This is a genomic window from Pseudomonas sp. B707, assembly GCF_022496685.1.
GTDB classification, from domain to species: domain Bacteria; phylum Pseudomonadota; class Gammaproteobacteria; order Pseudomonadales; family Pseudomonadaceae; genus Aquipseudomonas; species Aquipseudomonas paraglycinae.
In genome coordinates, this window is record NZ_WTVE01000015.1 from 22772 (window position 1) to 40177 (window position 17406).

General features: G+C 56.0%; 15 protein-coding genes. 5 read left to right on the top strand and 10 right to left on the bottom strand.

What is annotated here, in order from left to right; all coding sequences use genetic code 11:
* Positions 1 to 32 precede the first annotated feature (32 nt).
* From argR to acs, 7 genes are all read right to left on the bottom strand, one after another.
* The gene (argR, locus tag GQX66_RS05680) at positions 33 to 1013 is read right to left on the bottom strand and encodes a transcriptional regulator ArgR (RefSeq protein WP_011335538.1); all 981 of its coding nucleotides are present in this window, start codon (positions 1011 to 1013) and stop codon (positions 33 to 35) included.
* 111 nt (positions 1014 to 1124) lie between these two features.
* Entirely contained in the window at positions 1125 to 1889 is a 765-nt protein-coding gene (locus GQX66_RS05685) for an ATP-binding cassette domain-containing protein (RefSeq protein WP_003227281.1), read from the bottom strand.
* Positions 1890 to 1912: 23 nt separating this feature from the next.
* Positions 1913 to 3025 carry a succinylglutamate desuccinylase/aspartoacylase family protein gene (locus tag GQX66_RS05690; RefSeq protein WP_102688620.1) on the bottom strand — a complete coding sequence of 371 codons (1113 nt, stop codon included), beginning with the start codon at positions 3023 to 3025 and terminating at the stop codon, positions 1913 to 1915.
* A gap of 1 nt (position 3026) precedes the next feature.
* Positions 3027 to 3725 carry an ABC transporter permease gene (locus tag GQX66_RS05695; RefSeq protein ID WP_085697085.1) on the bottom strand — a complete coding sequence of 233 codons (699 nt, stop codon included), beginning with the start codon at positions 3723 to 3725 and terminating at the stop codon, positions 3027 to 3029.
* On the bottom strand, positions 3722 to 4411 hold the full coding sequence (locus GQX66_RS05700) for an ABC transporter permease (protein WP_007951063.1): 690 nt from the start codon (positions 4409 to 4411) through the stop codon (positions 3722 to 3724). Before GQX66_RS05700 ends, GQX66_RS05695 begins: the two co-directional genes overlap by 4 nt.
* A 91-nt stretch (positions 4412 to 4502) precedes the next feature.
* The gene (locus tag GQX66_RS05705) at positions 4503 to 5276 is read right to left on the bottom strand and encodes an ABC transporter substrate-binding protein (protein WP_240867385.1); all 774 of its coding nucleotides are present in this window, start codon (positions 5274 to 5276) and stop codon (positions 4503 to 4505) included.
* A gap of 558 nt (positions 5277 to 5834) precedes the next feature.
* The gene (acs, locus tag GQX66_RS05710) at positions 5835 to 7790 is read right to left on the bottom strand and encodes an acetate--CoA ligase (RefSeq protein WP_007951065.1); all 1956 of its coding nucleotides are present in this window, start codon (positions 7788 to 7790) and stop codon (positions 5835 to 5837) included.
* Between the two features lie 450 nt (positions 7791 to 8240).
* Here acs and GQX66_RS05715 point away from each other — a divergent pair, with 450 nt between their 5' ends.
* The 3 genes from GQX66_RS05715 to GQX66_RS05725 all read left to right on the top strand — a co-directional run bounded on the left by GQX66_RS05715 (position 8241) and on the right by GQX66_RS05725 (position 11018).
* The gene (locus GQX66_RS05715; RefSeq protein ID WP_007912695.1) at positions 8241 to 8501 is read left to right on the top strand and encodes a DUF2790 domain-containing protein; all 261 of its coding nucleotides are present in this window, start codon (positions 8241 to 8243) and stop codon (positions 8499 to 8501) included.
* Positions 8502 to 9056: 555 nt separating this feature from the next.
* Positions 9057 to 10307: a ribonucleotide-diphosphate reductase subunit beta gene (locus GQX66_RS05720; RefSeq protein WP_007951068.1), complete on the top strand. Its 1251-nt coding sequence runs from the start codon at positions 9057 to 9059 to the stop codon at positions 10305 to 10307.
* Between the two features lie 486 nt (positions 10308 to 10793).
* Complete coding sequence (locus tag GQX66_RS05725) at positions 10794 to 11018, top strand: DUF2188 domain-containing protein (RefSeq protein ID WP_240867388.1); 225 nt, start codon at positions 10794 to 10796, stop codon at positions 11016 to 11018.
* Positions 11019 to 11106: 88 nt separating this feature from the next.
* Here the strand turns inward: GQX66_RS05725 and GQX66_RS05730 are convergent, their stop codons facing one another.
* The 3 genes from GQX66_RS05730 to dcm all read right to left on the bottom strand — a co-directional run bounded on the left by GQX66_RS05730 (position 11107) and on the right by dcm (position 14497).
* The gene (locus GQX66_RS05730; RefSeq protein ID WP_240867391.1) at positions 11107 to 11535 is read right to left on the bottom strand and encodes a very short patch repair endonuclease; all 429 of its coding nucleotides are present in this window, start codon (positions 11533 to 11535) and stop codon (positions 11107 to 11109) included.
* A 140-nt stretch (positions 11536 to 11675) separates the two neighbouring features.
* Complete coding sequence (locus tag GQX66_RS05735) at positions 11676 to 12887, bottom strand: type II restriction endonuclease (RefSeq protein ID WP_240867393.1); 1212 nt, start codon at positions 12885 to 12887, stop codon at positions 11676 to 11678.
* 173 nt (positions 12888 to 13060) lie between these two features.
* Positions 13061 to 14497, bottom strand: a complete 1437-nt coding sequence (gene dcm / locus GQX66_RS05740; RefSeq protein WP_240867403.1) for a DNA (cytosine-5-)-methyltransferase — start codon at positions 14495 to 14497, stop codon at positions 13061 to 13063.
* Between the two features lie 574 nt (positions 14498 to 15071).
* Here dcm and GQX66_RS05745 point away from each other — a divergent pair.
* Together GQX66_RS05745 and GQX66_RS05750 are read left to right on the top strand one after the other, a co-directional pair.
* A complete protein-coding gene (locus GQX66_RS05745) occupies positions 15072 to 15581 on the top strand; it encodes a Bro-N domain-containing protein (protein WP_240867407.1) in 510 nt (169 codons plus the stop codon).
* Positions 15582 to 15950: 369 nt separating this feature from the next.
* The gene (locus tag GQX66_RS05750) at positions 15951 to 17405 is read left to right on the top strand and encodes an ATP-binding protein (protein WP_240867410.1); all 1455 of its coding nucleotides are present in this window, start codon (positions 15951 to 15953) and stop codon (positions 17403 to 17405) included.
* Position 17406: the final 1 nt, after the last annotated feature.

Genomic DNA, 17406 nt, shown 5'->3' on the forward strand with positions numbered 1-17406 from the left:
GCAGCCAATGCCATGGCGTGATTGGCGAGGGATCAACCGCGCTCTGGCGGCACCGACGACAGTTCGAAAGGACTGCTGCTGCGCCGCTGGTTGCGGTCTTCCCGCGGCGTGGCGCCGAAGAAGTTGCGATAGGCGCTGGAGAAATGCGGCCCCGAGGAGAAACCGCACGACAGGCCGATCTGGATGATCGACTTGCTGGTCTGCATCAACATCTGCCGGGCCTTGTTCAGGCGCAGCTCGAGGTAGTACTGGCTCGGCACGCGGTTGAGGTATTGCTTGAAGATCCGCTCCAGCTGGCGACGGGACACGCACACATGCTGGGCGATTTCGTCGGTGGTCAGCGGCTCTTCGATGTTGGCTTCCATCAGCAGCACCGCCTGGGTGAGCTTCGGATGGCTGGAGCCGAGGCGGTTCTGCAATGGAATGCGCTGACGCTCGCCGCCTTCGCGGATGCGTTCGACCACCAGTTCTTCAGAGACCGCACCGGCCAGTTCCGCACCATGATCGCGGGCCAGCACCGCCAGCAACAGATCGAGCACCGACATGCCGCCGCACGCCGTCAGGCGATCACGATCCCAGTCGAACAGATGACTGGTGGCGATGACTTTCGGGAAGCGTTCGGCGAAATCGTCCTGCCAGCGCCAGTGCACGGCGGCGCGGTAACCGTCGAGCAGACCGAGTTGCGCCAGCGGGTACACACCGGCCGACAGACCGCCGATTACACAACCGGCACGCACCAGTTGCTTGAGCGCGCTGCTAAGCGCCGGCGCCAACGTGGTCGGTGGCTCATCGGCGAGCAGGAACAGTTTCTGGAAGTTTTCGAGTTTGCCGGCCCAGGGTTCGCCGGGCAGTTGCCATTCACCCTCGGCCGGTGCTTCGGCCTGCAGGAAGGACAACTCGTAAACCACGTCCGGATGCACACGCTGGGCAACACGCAAGGCCTCCTCTGCCAGCGCCAAAGTCAGAGCTTTAGTGCTGGGCCAAATCAGGAAACCAATTCGATGGGCAGTCATGGCGGGCGATCCGAAACGTAAACAGAGGGAAAAACCGAAATCGGCTGCAACCAAATTAGACCATCTGGCGCGCTGCGCAGCATGACCTAATCTGGTGCATAACGGGAGCGATTACTTGAGGCTGCCCGAGAGGAATTGTTGCAAACGTTCCGATTGCGGATTGACCAGCACTTCACGCGGGTTGCCGCTTTCTTCGACGACGCCTTTGTGCAGGAACACCAACTGATTCGACACTTCACGGGCGAAGCCCATTTCGTGGGTCACCACCACCATGGTCCGGCCTTCCTGAGCGAGGGCCTGCATGACTTTCAGCACGTCGCCGACCAGTTCCGGGTCGAGGGCCGAAGTCGGTTCGTCGAACAGCATCACTTCCGGTTCCATCGCCAGCGCACGGGCGATTGCCACGCGCTGCTGCTCGCCACCGGACATGTGCCCCGGGAACGCATCCTTACGATGAGCCACACCCACCTTGTTCAGGTAGTGCTCGGCTTTCTCGCGGGCTTCGGCCTTGGACACACCCAGCACGTGAACCGGCGCTTCCATGATGTTTTCCAGCGCGGTCATGTGCGACCACAGGTTGAAGTGCTGGAACACCATCGACAGGCGCGAACGCATGCGTTGCAGCTGTTTCGGATCAGCGGCTTTCAGCGCGCCGTCCTTGTTCGCTACCAGTTTCAGCTCTTCGTTGTTGAGCAGGATCTTGCCCGCATGCGGCTGCTCGAGCAGGTTGATGCAGCGCAGGAAAGTACTTTTGCCGGAGCCACTGGAGCCGATGATGCTGATCACATCGCCGGCGGCCGCTTTCAGGGAAACGCCCTTGAGCACTTCGTGACTGCCATAGCGTTTATGCAGGTCTTGGACTTCAAGTTTGTACATGCGGTCGGTTCTCACAAAAACAGTCAGTCGTTGAGCAAAGGGCCGTCGCGCAGCGCATCGCGCCCCGCCACTTTGGCCAGCCAGAAACCGGGTTGGGCGTAACGCAGCCGCTCAATGGCAAACAGCACCCCGGACGTACCAGCACACACCGTGCTGACCCGATCCGACAGCGGATCGATCACTTCGAAAATCTTGTCACCGGCTTCAACCCACTCGCCGGGCTTGCGCAGAAAACTCACCACGCCCGGATGCGGCGGCAGGAGCAATTCAGTGCCCTCGAACGGCATGCCTTCGCACGGTTCGTGCGCCGCGCTCGGCCACTCGCCACGGATCAGGCCTTGCTCGGCGAGGAACGCCAGAATGCCTTCTGCCCAGGCTTCGGCCTGCGCCGGCGTGGTGTCAGCCTGACCACCCAGTTCAACGGTGGTCGCCAGGCACGCCAGTGGAATCTGCGCGTCCGGGAACAGACGCGAAAGACGCAGCCACGGCAGAGAACAGGCTTCATCGAACGAGCTGCCGCCGGAATCTTCCGCCAGCAGGCCGACCTTCACGTCCAGGTGCGCGGCGAGCGAACGCCACTGCGGCCAGTGCTGCGGCAAGGCGTACATGTGCAGCGCGGCTTCGCAGTCGCAATGCAAGTCCAGCACCACATCGGCGGTGGCGGCGTGTTGCAGCAGGATGCGCTGCATGCCTTGCAACTGGCTACTCGCCTCAGGCAATTCGGCCAGATGATCGGCCATCGCCTGACGGATCAAACGGATGTTGGCGCGCGGATCATCACCGAGTTGTCCTTCCAGCCTGGCGGCCACGGGGGCGCTGAGCTCGACGAAATCACGGTTGAAATTCTTGCCGCTGCCGGCCTCGAAACGGCCCTGATGGTTGCCTTGCAGCAACTGGCCGAGGCCCAGCGGATTGGCCACCGGCACCAGTTCGATGACGCCGTTGAGCAGGCCCTTGGCTTCGAGCTCGCCGAGGCGTTTTTTCAGTTCCCAGGCGGTGCGCATGCCGGGCAGTTCGTCAGCGTGGAGGCTGGCCTGGATGTAGGCCTTGCGCTCGCCGCTCCCGAAGCGAAATACCGAAATCCGGCGCTCGCTGCCCAGGTGGCTCCACGGCAGAACGTGGTCGATGCGTTCCATATCAGTGCTTCCTCGGGGCCAGATAGCTCAGCCAGCGACGCTCGGCCAGCTTGAACAGGCGCACCAGAATGAAGGTCAGGCACAGGTAGAACACGCCGGCGGTGATGTACGCCTCGAACGGCAGATAGAACTGCGCGTTGACGGTACGGGCCGCGCCGGTGATGTCGATCAGGGTCACGATGGACGCCAGACTGGTGGTCTGCAGCATCATGATCACTTCGTTGCTGTACTGCGGCAGCGCCCGGCGCAGGGCCGATGGCAGCAGGATGCGCTTGTACATCTTGACGCGCGACATACCCATGGCCTTGGCCGCTTCGATCTCGCCGTTCGGCGTGGCCTTCAGGCTGCCGGCGATGATTTCAGCGGTGTAGGCGCTGGTGTTGATCGCGAACGCCAGGCACGCACAGAACGTTGCGCTGGACAGCCACGGCCACAAGAAGCTTTCACGCACCGCTTCGAACTGGGCCAGACCGTAGTAGATCAGGAACAGTTGAACCAGCATCGGCGTGCCGCGAATCACGTAGGTGTAGAGCCAGGCCGCACCGTTGACCACAGCGTTCTTGGACACACGCATCAGGCCCAGCGGCAGGGCCGCGAGCAGACCGAAGAACAGCGACAGCGCGAGCAACTTGAGGGTGGTGACCAGACCGCCGAGGTACAGCGGCAGGGCCTCCCAAATGACGTTGTAGTCGAAGATCATAGATCAGCCGCCCTTACGCCTACCGAGTAGCGCTTCTCAAGGTGACGCAGCGCCAGCAACGAGACACTGGTGATCACCAGGTACATCGCCGCCACTGCGAGGAAGAAGGTGAAAGGCTCGCGGGTGGCGTCGGCCGCCTGCTTGGCCTTGAACATCATGTCTTGCAGACCGACCACGGAAATCAGCGCGGTGGCCTTGGTCAACACCAGCCAGTTGTTGGTGAAGCCCGGAATCGCCAGACGAATCATCTGCGGCACCAGCACCCGGAAGAACACCTGGAAGCTGCTCATGCCGTACGCCATGCCGGCTTCGGCCTGACCTTTGGGGATCGCCATGAACGCGCCGCGGAAGGTTTCCGACAGGTAAGCACCAAAGATGAAGCCGAGGGTGCCGATACCGGCGGCCAGCGGGTTCAGGTCGATGTAGTCGTCATAGCCGAGCATCGGTGCGACGCGGTTGAGCAGGTCCTGACCGCCGTAGAAGATCAGCAGGATCAGCACCAGGTCGGGAATCCCGCGAATCACCGTGGAATACAGATCGCCCAGCCACGCCAGCCAGCGCACCGGCGACAGGCGCAACGCGACGCCGATCAGCCCGAGAACGATGGCCAGGGCCATGGACGACAAGGCGAGCTGAAGCGTCAGCCAAGCGCCATCGAGGATGACAGCCCCGTAGCCTTTCAACATGATTCAGGTCCTCGAAAGTTGGGATGAAAAAATGGCGCAAACCGCAGAGATCCTGTTGCTTGCGCCATTTCGGACGGGTCGAGCGACGTCTTTACTTGCCGTAAATGTCGAAGTCGAAGTACTTGTCCTGGATTGCCTTGTACTTGCCGTTCTCGCGGATGGCCGCGATGGCGGTGTTGATCTTGTCTTTCAGGGCGTCGCCCTTGCGTACCGCGATGCCTACGCCGTCACCGAAGTATTTGACGTCGGTGAACGCCGGGCCCACGAACGCGAAGCCTTTGCCGGCGTCGGTTTTCAGGAAGCCGTCATTCAACAGCGTAGCGTCCGCCACGGAGCCGTCGAGGCGGCCGGCAGCCACGTCGAGGTAGATTTCGTTCTGCGAGCCGTACGGCTTGATCTCGGCACCCAGCGGGGCCAGGACTTCGCGGGCGAAACGCTCGTGGATCGAACCACGCTGCACGCCGATGTTCTTGCCCTTGAGCTCAGCCAGACCTTCGCTGACCTGAGTGCCTTCCTTCATCACGAGGCGGGCCGGGGTGTTGTAGTACTTGTTGGTGAAGTCCACGGACTTCTTGCGGTCGTCAGTGATGGACATGGACGACAGGATCGCGTCGATCTTGCGCACTTTCAGTGCCGGGATCAGACCGTCGAACTCTTGCTCGACCCACTGGCACTTGACCTTCATTTCTTCGCACAGCGCGTTGCCGATGTCGTAGTCGAAACCGACGATGCTGCCGTCCGGCGCTTTGGAGGCGAATGGAGGGTAAGCCGCTTCGATACCGATTTTCAGAGGCTTTTCATCGGCGAATGTCGGCAGGGACAGCACGGACAGTGCCAGGGCGCCAAGCAGCACAAGTTTCTTCATCTTGGGACTCCATCGGTAAAGGGCAAAAACGGCAGAGTGAGCGACAGCCCAATATGCGAATGGGTGTAACGAAATCGGTTGCTGCGTGCGTGGGACATTTCCAGTCAAAACCGCGAAGGCTTCAACGCAAGCCACGACGAGCGAGTGATCGGCATTCTAACGACAGGCCCGAAGCCGATATTTCTTCAATGCGACAACTAATTACAGATGCACCGAGAAACCCGCTTGAGCACATTGACAGCCCTGCAATTTCATGCAAGAGCGAAAGACAGTGAACCGATCTATGCTGCAAATTGCGGGCCTATTATTCGCAAACCCTTCTAATCCGGCAAGCGCGGGGTTATGTCTTATTTTTCACCGGGTGTCTTAAGGTCCTTAAACAGGGCAATGCGTTTCCGGATGCCCCGTTGTGGAGCCGGCGGTTACACATTCGGTTACTTGAAGGTGGACGGGTAACAGCAGGAAGTGCCTGACGGACGAAACCGATAATTATTGGAAAACAAAAAGCCCCGCCCGGCGCGATGCCAGACGGGGCTTTTCAGCCTTCAGACCCGCCGCTTAGGCAACGTTCATGGTCTTGTGCGTATCGATCAGATGCTGCACCACACCCGGATCCGCCAGGGTAGAGATGTCACCCAGGCCTTCGTATTCAGCCGTAGCGATCTTGCGCAGGATGCGACGCATGATCTTGCCCGAACGGGTCTTCGGCAGCCCCGGCGCCCACTGGATCACGTCCGGCGAAGCGATCGGCCCGATCTCCTTGCGCACCCAGTTCTTCAGTTCCAGACGCAATTGCTCGCTCGGCTCTTCGCCATTCTTAAGGGTGACGTAGACATAAATGCCCTGCCCCTTGATGTCGTGCGGCACACCGACCACCGCCGCTTCGGCGACTTTCGGGTGAGCGACCATCGCACTTTCGATCTCGGCAGTGCCCATGCGGTGGCCGGAGACGTTGAGTACGTCGTCCACGCGACCGGTGATCCAGTAGTAACCGTCGGCATCGCGACGTGCGCCGTCACCGGTGAAGTACATGCCACGGAAGGTCTTGAAGTAGGTATCGACGAAACGGTCATGGTCACCGTACAGAGTGCGCGCCTGACCTGGCCACGAATCGAGAATCACCAGATTGCCTTCGGCCTCGCCTTCGATGATGTTGCCGAGGTTGTCCACCAGCGCCGGCACCACACCGAAGAACGGACGTGCGGCCGAACCCGGTTTGAGCGCGTGAGCGCCTGGCAGCGGGCTCATCATGTTGCCGCCGGTTTCGGTCTGCCACCAGGTATCGACGATCGGGCAGCGGGATTTGCCGACGTTCTTGTAGTACCAGTCCCAGGCTTCCGGGTTGATCGGCTCGCCCACCGAACCCAGCAGACGCAGGCTGCTGCCGTCCGCGCCTTCAACAGCGGCGGTGCCGGAGGCCATCATCGCGCGGATCGCGGTCGGCGCGGTGTAGAGGATGTTGACCTTGTGCTTGTCGACGATCTTCGCCACCCGGGTGATGTCCGGATAGTTCGGCACGCCTTCGAACAGCAGCGTGGTCGCGCCGTTGGCCAGCGGGCCGTAGACGATGTAGGAGTGACCGGTGACCCAGCCGACATCGGCGGTGCACCAATAGATTTCGCCCGGACGGTAGTCGAACACGCGCTCGTGGGTCATGGCCGCGTACAACAGATAACCGCCGGTGGTGTGCTGCACGCCCTTCGGCTTGCCGGTGGAGCCGGAGGTATAAAGGATGAACAGCGCTTCTTCGGCGCCCATCTCTTTCGGCGCGCAGACGGTGCCCGCCACTTTCATCAGGTCTTCGTACCAGATGTCGCGATGCTGGTTCCACTTGATGTCGCCGCCGGTGCGCTTGCACACGATGACTTTCTGGATGCTGCTGGTTTCCGGGTTGGTCAGGGCGTCGTCGACGTTGGCCTTGAGGGAAATCTTCTTGCCGGCACGGATGCCTTCGTCCGCGGTGATCACCACTTTCGAGCGGCAGTCGATGATGCGACCGGCCAGGGCTTCCGGCGAGAAACCGCCGAACACCACCGAGTGAATCGCGCCGATTCGGGTGCAGGCCAGCATGGCGACCACGGCTTCGGGGATCATCGGCATGTAAATGGTCACCACGTCGCCGCGGTGCACGTCCTGGCCACGCAGGGCGTTGGCGAGTTTGCACACTTGTTCGTGCAGTTCGCGGTAGGTGATGTTGCGGCTTTCGGAAGGATCGTCGCCTTCCCAGATGATGGCGACCTGATCGCCGCGCTCGGCCAGATGACGGTCGAGGCAGTTGTAGGAAACGTTCAGGGTGCCGTCGGCAAACCACTTGATGTCGACATGGTGATCGTCGAACGAAGTCTGTTTCACCGTGGTGAAAGGCTTGATCCAGTCGAGGCGCTTGGCTTGTTCGCGCCAGAAGCCGTCAGGGTTGACGACCGACTGTTGGTACATGGCTTTGTAGGTCGCCTCGTCGGTCAGCGTATTGGCCAGAACCTCGGGACGAACGGGATACAGGGAAGCCGCACTCATCTTTCCTACCTCGGTGTAATAGTTGTTTTTGTATGACCCTGTTGTAGCCGGGGCGCCCGTATAGAACCATTCGACGATGGTAGTAACAAGCCCCTACAAAACATCCAGAAATGCCCCAAACACCCCTGAAGCAAACCCCGCAACCCCTGTGGGAGCTGGCCTGCCAGCGATTCAGACGACTCGGTTTCCCGGGAAAGCCGCTGCACTGGCAAGAAGATATCCAGCGATTGTTACCAAATCTGCCAAAGGTGTTTATCAAAACCGGGTCTGTTTACCCCTGGCCCGCCTCCCTAAAATTCACCTCGCCGACAAGGCAAAGCGATTAACAACGTTACAGCCCCCACGAAGGCCGTTAATCCAGCTCTGAAGTAACAAACCAAACGATGAAGTTCCACACGCAACCCCAAAAAGGTTGCGTGACCCCACTCGACCTCAAGAAGGTAAATTCAAATGAAAGCTTTATTGGTTCTGGCCCTCAGCAGTCTGTGCGCAACCGCCATGGCAGACGAGGTTCCGACTGATGTCGCACAGCAACAACCGGTTATCGAGGAATACACTTACTCCACTCACCTGGACATCGCCAAAGTTGTTTCCATGAGCGAAGTTCCGAATGTCTGCGAAGTTGTTCCGGCGAAAATGGAGTACGACGACTCCAAGGGTCAGCGTCACATTCTGCGTTACAGCATCATGGGTAACGGCTGCACCAATTGATGCGTTGAGACTGCACCGAATCGGATCACTCAGCGCAACATCGAGGGTCGATTCCAGCCCGGCTTCGGTCGGGCTCAGTTGTGTTTGAAGCGGCGCAAAAGGGTTGCAAAACACAAGATATAGTGAAAAACGCGGTTTTTTGCTCGTTTTTTGAGCAATCAATCACACGCCAAAAAATTAATGAAAAAATTTTCTCCGGGGCCAATCCCGGCGAAAGCCCTGTAAACCCTCGCTCCAATCGAAATCACCCGCGCGCTCGACCGCCCTGCGCTGTTTCGCCCTCCCCCACGCCCGTGTTTTTTTCCCTATAATGCCGCCCTAATCGGGTCAGCAATATTCCCTTACAGGGATCAAAGCCATTCTGAAGCCCCGCAGCAGCGACAACGCTGACCTGCGCCCGTCAGAGGCTCTCGGAAACCCGTAAAAATTTTCTGTTTATTGCCTGCGTAGCACCGCTGCAAAAAACGACATCCAACGCGGCCTGTACGGCCGTGTGAAAAACCAACCAATCAGTTTTCACACGGGCACAGGCCCTCACGCAGGAGACGACACGTCATGCTGAGCTGGGACGAATTCGACAAAGAAGACAGTGAAGTAGCAGCAGTGAAAGGCGCCAACGCCGGCCACGCTAGCGAAGCCAACATGGACCGCCTCGACAGCGCCGGCGGTGCCGCCGCCCTCGAAGCCCGCGCCGTGACCGCCGAAGACTCGGCCGCCGTGGCCCGCGCCAAGGCTGCACTGGATTCCCTCGACGTCGCCGAAGGCCTCGCCGAACTCGAAGGCTCCGCCGCCCGTGTCGCCGTTGACGAAAAGCGCATGATCAACTGCCGCGCCGACCTCAACCAGCTCGTGCCATTCAAGTACGACTGGGCCTGGCAGAAATACCTGGACGGCTGCGCAAACCACTGGATGCCGCAAGAAGTCAACATGACCGCCGACATCGCCCTCTGGAAAAACCCGGAAGGCCTGACCGACGACGAGCGCCGCATCGTGATGCGCAACCTCGGCTTCTTCTCCACCGCCGACTCCCTGGTTGCCAACAACCTGGCCCTGGCCGTGTACCGCCTGATCACCAACCCGGAATGCCGCCAGTACATCCTGCGCCAGGCATTCGAAGAGGCGATCCACACCCACGCCTACCAGTACTGCATCGAATCGCTGGGCATGGATGAAGGCGAGATCTTCAACATGTACCACGAGATCCCGTCGGTCGCGAAAAAAGCCGCCTGGGGCCTGAAATACACCCGCGCCATCTCCGACCCGGAATTCAACACCGGCACCGTCGAAACCGACAAAGAACTGCTGCGCAACCTGATCGCCTACTACTGCGTTCTGGAAGGCATCTTCTTCTACTGCGGTTTCACCCAGATCCTCTCCATGGGCCGCCGCAACAAAATGACCGGCGTCGCCGAGCAGTTCCAGTACATCCTGCGCGACGAATCCATGCACCTGAACTTCGGCATCGACGTGATCAACCAGATCAAAATCGAAAACCCACACCTGTGGGATGCCGAAATGAAGGAAGAAGCTTCGCAGATGATTCTGCAAGGCACTCAACTGGAAATCGAATACGCCCGCGACACGATGCCTCGCGGCGTACTGGGCATGAACGCGGCGATGATGGAGGACTATCTGAAGTTCATCGCTAACCGTCGTCTGTCGCAGATCGGTTTGAAGGAAGAGTACCCAGGGACGACTAACCCGTTCCCTTGGATGAGCGAGATCATGGACTTGAAGAAAGAGAAGAATTTCTTTGAGACTCGGGTTATTGAGTATCAGACTGGTGGGGCGCTTAGCTGGGATTGATTTCTGAGTGCGCAGCCTGAAACATCGACGAGACTGTTAGCCCTTCGTGTTTTTTGTGAATTTGAATTAGGTCAGAACGAAGCCGCTGTAATTACGATTAGCGGCTTCAGTTTGACGTATCGGACAGCGGCTAACCGCTCAGCATTCAGCACAGAAATAGCTACAAGTAGCCTCTCCGTCTGCTTTCGAGAGATTGCGGAAAAAATGAGGGGTAAAAACAAGGAACCCACAGCAACCGTTGGCGCGGATGCTGTGGGTCTTGACCGTACTGGTGAACAAAGCCCACTTGTACGGGCCGTAATCGGGGAAACCCACAATCACGAAAGCATTTGGGAAATGCGGGGCGTGATTATGGACGACCTTTGAGCGGTGTCAACGGCTGATCGTCGGAGATTGGGTTTCGTAAGAAATCTTATTTTCATAGTAAATCGGCAAGCTAGGCAATTTTGCCAAAGCTCAGACATCCACATTGATAGGATTCTTATCATGTCCAAGAAAAATCAGCATGTAGTGCCACATGGAGACGACTGGGCCGTAAAAGGCGCGGGCAACTCGAAGGCTACAAAAGTTGTGAACACGCAAGCAGAGGCTATTCAGCTCGCGCGCGAGATCGCAAAGAACCAAGGCAGCGAAATGTTCATTCACGGACAGAATGGGCAAATTCGAGAGCGCAACACCTACGGCGATGACCCTTACCCTCCCAAGGGCTAATCGCATCGGCTCAAGGAAGAGCCGATTTTTTTGCTACAGAATAAGCAACTCTCTCGAACTCACCCAACGATCTCTGCCCACACCCTCATTAAGCTGACTGGTGTAAAGCGATCACGCGCAATTTCTCAGCCAGCCCCTCCAAAGTATCGGGGTCATTCTTAAGACAGCATTCCCAAACTATCAGAACGTGCCAGCCGGCAGATTCAAGAGCCTCGATATTGGCTAAATCTCTGAATACATTCTTCTGAAATTTTTCTTGCCAGAATTCATGGCGTGTTTTCGGAGTAGTTGCGTAGGCGCAACCCGGATGACGATGCCAGAAGCAACCATGGACGAAAATGCAGACTTTCAGACGGGGAAGCACAAGATCTGGCTTTCCAGGAAGGTCTTTCCGATGGATCCGAAACCGATAGCCTCGCGCATGCAGGAACCTTCTGACCAGCATTTCCGGGGCAGTATTCTTTCCGCGAATGCCGGACATCATTCTGGAGCGAGTTACAGAGTCAACTATGTCCACGCCAATTCCACCTAGAAACCTCGTTGCCAAGCTAGATTAGCCGCGTAGCCTACAGAACTAAACACCTCAGCCATGCATCGAGGAGAGGGGTGAAACGAATATCCCTAGCTCTCCCTCGAAGGTGTCCATGCCTAAGAATGTCAGCGTATACCTTTGGCCTCCACAATAAAGTCATTCAGCGTCAGAAGCTGCCCACGCACTTCATCCGGATATTTTGTATGCAGTGGTTTAGGAACCACTAGTTTGACATTCTCATCCTGCATTTCTGCGAATTGATGAGGAGAAACGCCCTCCTGAAGGGTAAAAAGGTGAATCTGTTCCACTCTTTTGGCTTCATTTAAAACCTGACGCCAGCGGTCTTTGCAGGTTGTCTTGACGGCCAGCATGCGCAGATTCTGCTCTGGGTACGCAGGGTCATGATAGTCAGCACATGAAGGGAAGATAAAATCGGGCCGCTTGTTCCCTTCAGTTCTGCATTGGGAACTAAATTGCTCAAGTCCGAACTGCCTAAATAGATGCTCGAGATGTATCTCCAAAGATCTTCCAGATCTCGATTTACGTCGATTGCTGACCGAATTCGCGACCTGCATAAACTCGTCAACGGAACCGAAGCCCTGCTGAACTCGGTGCAGAATATGAAGCTCTTCAATCTGGCGGAACAGTTTGTACTCGTTGTCACGCCGTTCGATGATGAGATCATCGGGCGTTGTCTTGCCGAAACGAAAAACCGAGGGGAGATAGGCAATAATTTCTTCGCCACTTGGGAACATATCTTCCCAAAGTGGAGGAATCGCAACATGGCTAGGCTCTTTATATGAACCAGCAGCGAAGCCGGCAAACAACCGGTCCCCTCTGTCAAAAAGCGAACTGCCGGGAATCACTTCGCCAATCTTGCTCTCGACGAACTCCTCCTCTTCCAATCCTTTGCAGATCCAGATATCCAAAAACTCGGAATCTCGGCCCAACTGAGGCACATGAAAAGCAAAAATCGCTAACGCACCAGTATTCTCGGGATCTTGGGCAGGACTGTTTCTAAAATCTGTATTCCATCTCGTCAATCGATGCTCGTTGCGTGATCCAGGGCCTTCGAAATGACGATTGTTGTAGTAGATGCCCCTCAGCGTTTGCTCGGGAAGACCATGTGAAGTGATTTGCGCAGTCAGACTGCAATCGGGATTTTGACAGCAGGTGCCTGAAATGGACGGTAGCGCGGTCGCTACAACAGCTTTTGGTATATAAATACCTACGCCGTTCCCCCCTGTAAGACCTGTGTCGTTGGCTGAAAGCCGTTTGATGAATATCCACCATTCATCTTGATTCTTGTCTTCAATCCATTGGGAAAAGCTTGTCATGGGTAAGGTCGCTGAACTATTGAGGAGTCGAAAAGAAAGTATTTCCGACAGATTCGCAGAATTGCCTTTCTGAGAGAAGCCTCAATCGGACGGATAATGTGATGTCGCAAAGCCCCGCAGCTGGTGCAAGGTCTTTGCGCATCAATCATCGAGAGCGAAGGCGGTGCAACTGATTACTCAGGAAGAGCAAACTCCAGCTGCGGGCGCTCCTTGTCAGCAGTTTTTTCCTTCGCCGCCAAAATGCGGTCCTTCATCAACCGAGCCACAGCCTCAAAAACAGGAACCGCCACAGAGTTACCAAACTGTCGATACGCTTGAGTATCGGAGACGGGAATCACAAATTTGCTTTCCCCCGGCTTGTCAAAACCCATCAGACGCGAGCACTCGTGCGGTGTCAGTCGACGAGGGCGATTCAGCTGATTCAATTCACTGTTGAAGTCCAAGGTGTCCACAAACCCACGGTCTACCAGGATTTCCGAACCATCCTTGTGATATCTCGCAGAAAGCGTACGAGCGACATCGTTTGGACGAGTAAGACCAAAGCCAAAACCATTGCCTTTCTCACGATGCTTTTCCGCATACCGGTAGAGGTAGTCCCAAAGCTTTGGAGTAAGGATGTATTTCTCGTCTACATCTTTATCGAGCAGATCACCGAAGCTAGGTCGGTGCTTCGGTATGAGCTTGCTGATGTCGCTCAGAGTGAAACCCTGGTGAACATTCAAGTCACGACGGAAACCGACCAGAACAATTCGCTCACGATGCTGAGGGACAAAGTGCTTGGCATCGATGACCTTCGGGTCTGAGCCTTTTGGTGCATTCACGTCTGCAACCTCATAGCCCAGCTCGTCCAACGCTTCGCAGATGATCCGGAACGTATTGCCCTTGTCATGGCTTTTCAGGTTTTTGACGTTCTCAAGCAAGAATGCAGCCGGGCGTTTCGCGGCAATAATCCGCGCCACGTCAAAGAACAGGGTGCCTTGGGTCTCACACTCGAAACCGTGCTTGCGCCCCAGAGAGTTCTTCTTGGAAACACCCGCAAGCGAGAATGGCTGACATGGGAAACCTGCCAACAGGACGTCGTGATCAGGAATTTCGCGATCAATGTTCTTGTACGCTTCTTCGTCGCTGATTTCAGGCTTGTCCGAAAGCGTGACCGAACGAATATCGAGATTGAAGCGGTGACGAGCCGGATCGCAGTAGTGGTTGGCCTTGTAGGTCTTGACCGCGTACTTGTTCCATTCGGAGGTGAACAGGCACTCGCCGCCGATGGCTTCAAACCCTTTTCTGATACCGCCGATACCGGCAAAGAGATCGATAAAGGTAAATGAAGGTTTGTGGTTCAGACGCTTGGGCAACAGATCCTTGAGGCGGGTGAACTCAATGTGGGAAAGCTTCGGCGAAGCCTTGCCCTTGATCCATCGATTGATGGTTTCACGACACCAGTGACTCGGGCTCACATCGTTGAGAATTTCGGCCAACTGCCCTTGGTCGTAGATCTCCAGCAGCTTGTGCAGTAACGCAAGGTCGGTAACAGGATGGGTATCAGGCTCATAAGAATCCGAGGTCGTTTCGCTCAAGGATTCAAAAGATGCTGTTTCAAAAAGATTCATGAGCCGGAATTTCCTCTGGGTCAAAGCTGTGACGAATGGTCACCATTCTAGCCCTGAAAACTTCAAAGTAAATGAAATTTCCCGTAATCCGTGAGATCAGTCATAGCAACACGGGCTGGGAGAATTGGAAGAACAGTGGCGACCAGATACTGGATATAAACACAGCATAATTTACTCCACGCCATTGTCCAGATTTCGTTTTGCCTCACGATCGGTAGGACAAGTCGCTGGTTGACGACCATCCCTGATCCCCCTACCCTCAGCTCCGAGCCTAAGAAACTCTACAAACCAGAGCGGCCCTCCGCACCCGACAGTCATGCGGCTTTTTTTCGTCTGCGGTTTCTCTACGCCTGCGAAAAATCCCGTTATGTCGGGAGTGGGCGAATACAAGACCCGAAAGGGGAATATGTCCGGCCCGTCTCTGGTGGGTTTCTTAGCTCCCGACACCCATAACGAATGCCCTAAGAAAGCAGCCAGAGGTAAATGGAAATGCCTGACTATCCAACCTTCATGATGAAGGTGAATCGCTGTATCCGTAGAACGCCCTCGTCGCTTCCGACTCCGGAGGTCTCCCATGTCTGAGCCACTTTTACCAACTCGATTCATTCGCAACAAAACACACCTGCATGCGGTTCTGGTGGAGAACCAGGCGTGGTTCTGTGTCCAGGAGCTAGGCCGATTGATGGGCAAACATCTTGATGAGCGCCAGCTGCGAAAACTTGACGCTGATCAGCGGCAGATGATGTGCGTGGAAACCTATGGCGGAGCTGAGGACCACATGATGGTGAGTGAGTCTGGGGTGTATGCACTGCTGATCTATCACTACTGTCCTGAGTATCGGAAGCTTCGTGAATGGCTGACACATCAGGTCGTGCCCACCCTGCGTGATGCTCGTTCGGCGCGCTCGGTTGAGCGCCCGATGTTGAGTGTTTTGAGCTGGCGGCAGATGTCGCTGAGTACATTGCACTGGCAGGGCGAGCCGTGGATTCGGTTGCGGGATATGCCAAGTTTGTTGGCGAAGGACTCTTTCATTCGTCAGGAGTCTTGGTGGAGTAAGGCGTCCCAGCTTGTCCGCCGACTTTGAATGTCAAAGTCATCAAACAATCCGCCGCTTGAGTTTACAAGCAGCGGATTTTTCTGTGCTAAACGGCCGCTCCTGAATCGATCCCTCACAACACTAGACTCTCCCCTTCGCTCGGCACCCGATAACTCAACTCTCGAATGGCGCCCACCTGCTTCATCTCTAAATTGGCCAGCCTTGCCCCCTAAAGCAACGAAAGGCCATTTGCTACTATAGTCATAGTAGTTTTTTAAATAGCAGATGCTACATTCGATAGCTATCGATCGCAGCCGAGTTTCAGACTAGCTTGCGTCTTCGAAGACAAAAAATATTTAAGTTGTGGGATTACCCCAGCTTTTTTGGGCGATTTTTGGGGGGGGAGATATGAAGCATATGAATAATCCTCCTGACGCGTCTGCGCTGATGACCTCAGCGCGTAGCTTTGGGAATTACGATCTGTCGAGTGCTCTCGCCGACATTATCGACAATAGCATCAAGGCAAAAGCCCATAGCATCGATATCAAATGCATCCGGAAGGATGATGGACCCGAAGTCAGGATTCTAGACGACGGATCAGGAATGACGAACGTCGAGCTTCATCGTGCCATGAGACCCGCCAGCACCAATCCTAATGAGGAACGGGCCCATGATGACCTCGGTCGCTTCGGATGGGGGATGAAGTCCGCATCACTTTCACAATGCCGGCATTTGACAGTCGTTACGAGACAGAATGGCCTCCTTACCGGCGCGTCTTGGAATCTGGATGATATCGCTGATTGGAAAATGGGGATTCTTGAATTTGATGAGATTGAAGCCCAAGCCGATCACCGGCTGCTTGAGCGCGACGGGACCGAGATCATATGGAGCACATGCGATCGCCTGTCCGAATATGGTCAAGTTGGCGGCAAGGGATTCAATGATTTAGTCGCGCATGCCCAAAAGCAACTGTCACTGATTTTCCATCGGTATTTGGGTGGCGAGGAAGGCCTTCGGAAACTCAGTATTAATTTCAACGGAAGTGCGCTGAAGCCTACAGATCCCTTTCTGCGCAACCATGATGCGACGCAGGCCCAGCCAAAAGAAACGCTTAATCTCGACGGCCAGTCTATTGAGGTGCAGTCATTCATTCTACCGCACTATTCGAAGTTGACTGCAGGTGAGCACGATCAGCTCAGCGGAGAAGAGGGTTTTGTTCGCAATCAAGGCTTCTATGTCTATCGGCAGCACCGACTTATCATACACGGGACTTGGTTTCGGTTAGTGAGGCACGGGGAGCTGTCGCAACTTGTCAGAATTGCCATCAACATTCCAAACACCCTTGATGCGATGTGGAAGATCACGCTTGACAAGGCAGACGTACAGCTTCCCTCAGGGCTTAAGAGCCGATTGAAGGATATTGTCTGCGGACTCAAGAGGAGATCGGGAAAGGTATTTCAGTCCCGAGGTGGGCGTATCCGCGAAGAAGGGGGTAAAACGTCAGTCTGGGCGAAATACGTTCGAAACGGTGAGGTTCGATACTATGTTAATCGGGAGCATCCGCTGATCGCCGGTATGCTAGAAGACGAGAATAGGGATAGAGCAAAAGCCTTTGCGGCAACACTCGGAGTCATCGAGGACTGCTTCCCGATTGTAAGTATCGGAGAGGACTATTCGTCCCGACCAGAGATGATGAATCAAGGAATACTAGACAAGGACATATTTCTCGACAAACTCGACTCAGCTCTTCCCTCACTGCTGCTCCACTCAGGAGGAGATATGAAAGCGCTGCGTGAACTTCTTGCATCAACTGAACCGTGGGCCAGTCAAGCCGACCTCGTTGTAAAACACCTCAAGGACAAAAGGTGGTAAT

Coding starts and splice junctions, on each gene's coding strand:
- dcm (WP_240867403.1), bottom strand. CDS start 14,497: ATGAATCTTTTTGAAACAGCATCTTTTGAATCCTTGAGCGAAACGACC.
- GQX66_RS05700 (WP_007951063.1), bottom strand. CDS start 4,411: ATGTTGAAAGGCTACGGGGCTGTCATCCTCGATGGCGCTTGGCTGACG.
- GQX66_RS05725 (WP_240867388.1), top strand. CDS start 10,794: ATGTCCAAGAAAAATCAGCATGTAGTGCCACATGGAGACGACTGGGCC.
- GQX66_RS05685 (WP_003227281.1), bottom strand. CDS start 1,889: ATGTACAAACTTGAAGTCCAAGACCTGCATAAACGCTATGGCAGTCAC.
- GQX66_RS05705 (WP_240867385.1), bottom strand. CDS start 5,276: ATGAAGAAACTTGTGCTGCTTGGCGCCCTGGCACTGTCCGTGCTGTCC.
- GQX66_RS05720 (WP_007951068.1), top strand. CDS start 9,057: ATGCTGAGCTGGGACGAATTCGACAAAGAAGACAGTGAAGTAGCAGCA.
- GQX66_RS05715 (WP_007912695.1), top strand. CDS start 8,241: ATGAAAGCTTTATTGGTTCTGGCCCTCAGCAGTCTGTGCGCAACCGCC.
- GQX66_RS05735 (WP_240867393.1), bottom strand. CDS start 12,887: ATGACAAGCTTTTCCCAATGGATTGAAGACAAGAATCAAGATGAATGG.
- GQX66_RS05690 (WP_102688620.1), bottom strand. CDS start 3,025: ATGGAACGCATCGACCACGTTCTGCCGTGGAGCCACCTGGGCAGCGAG.
- GQX66_RS05750 (WP_240867410.1), top strand. CDS start 15,951: ATGAATAATCCTCCTGACGCGTCTGCGCTGATGACCTCAGCGCGTAGC.
- GQX66_RS05745 (WP_240867407.1), top strand. CDS start 15,072: ATGTCTGAGCCACTTTTACCAACTCGATTCATTCGCAACAAAACACAC.
- acs (WP_007951065.1), bottom strand. CDS start 7,790: ATGAGTGCGGCTTCCCTGTATCCCGTTCGTCCCGAGGTTCTGGCCAAT.
- argR (WP_011335538.1), bottom strand. CDS start 1,013: ATGACTGCCCATCGAATTGGTTTCCTGATTTGGCCCAGCACTAAAGCT.
- GQX66_RS05695 (WP_085697085.1), bottom strand. CDS start 3,725: ATGATCTTCGACTACAACGTCATTTGGGAGGCCCTGCCGCTGTACCTC.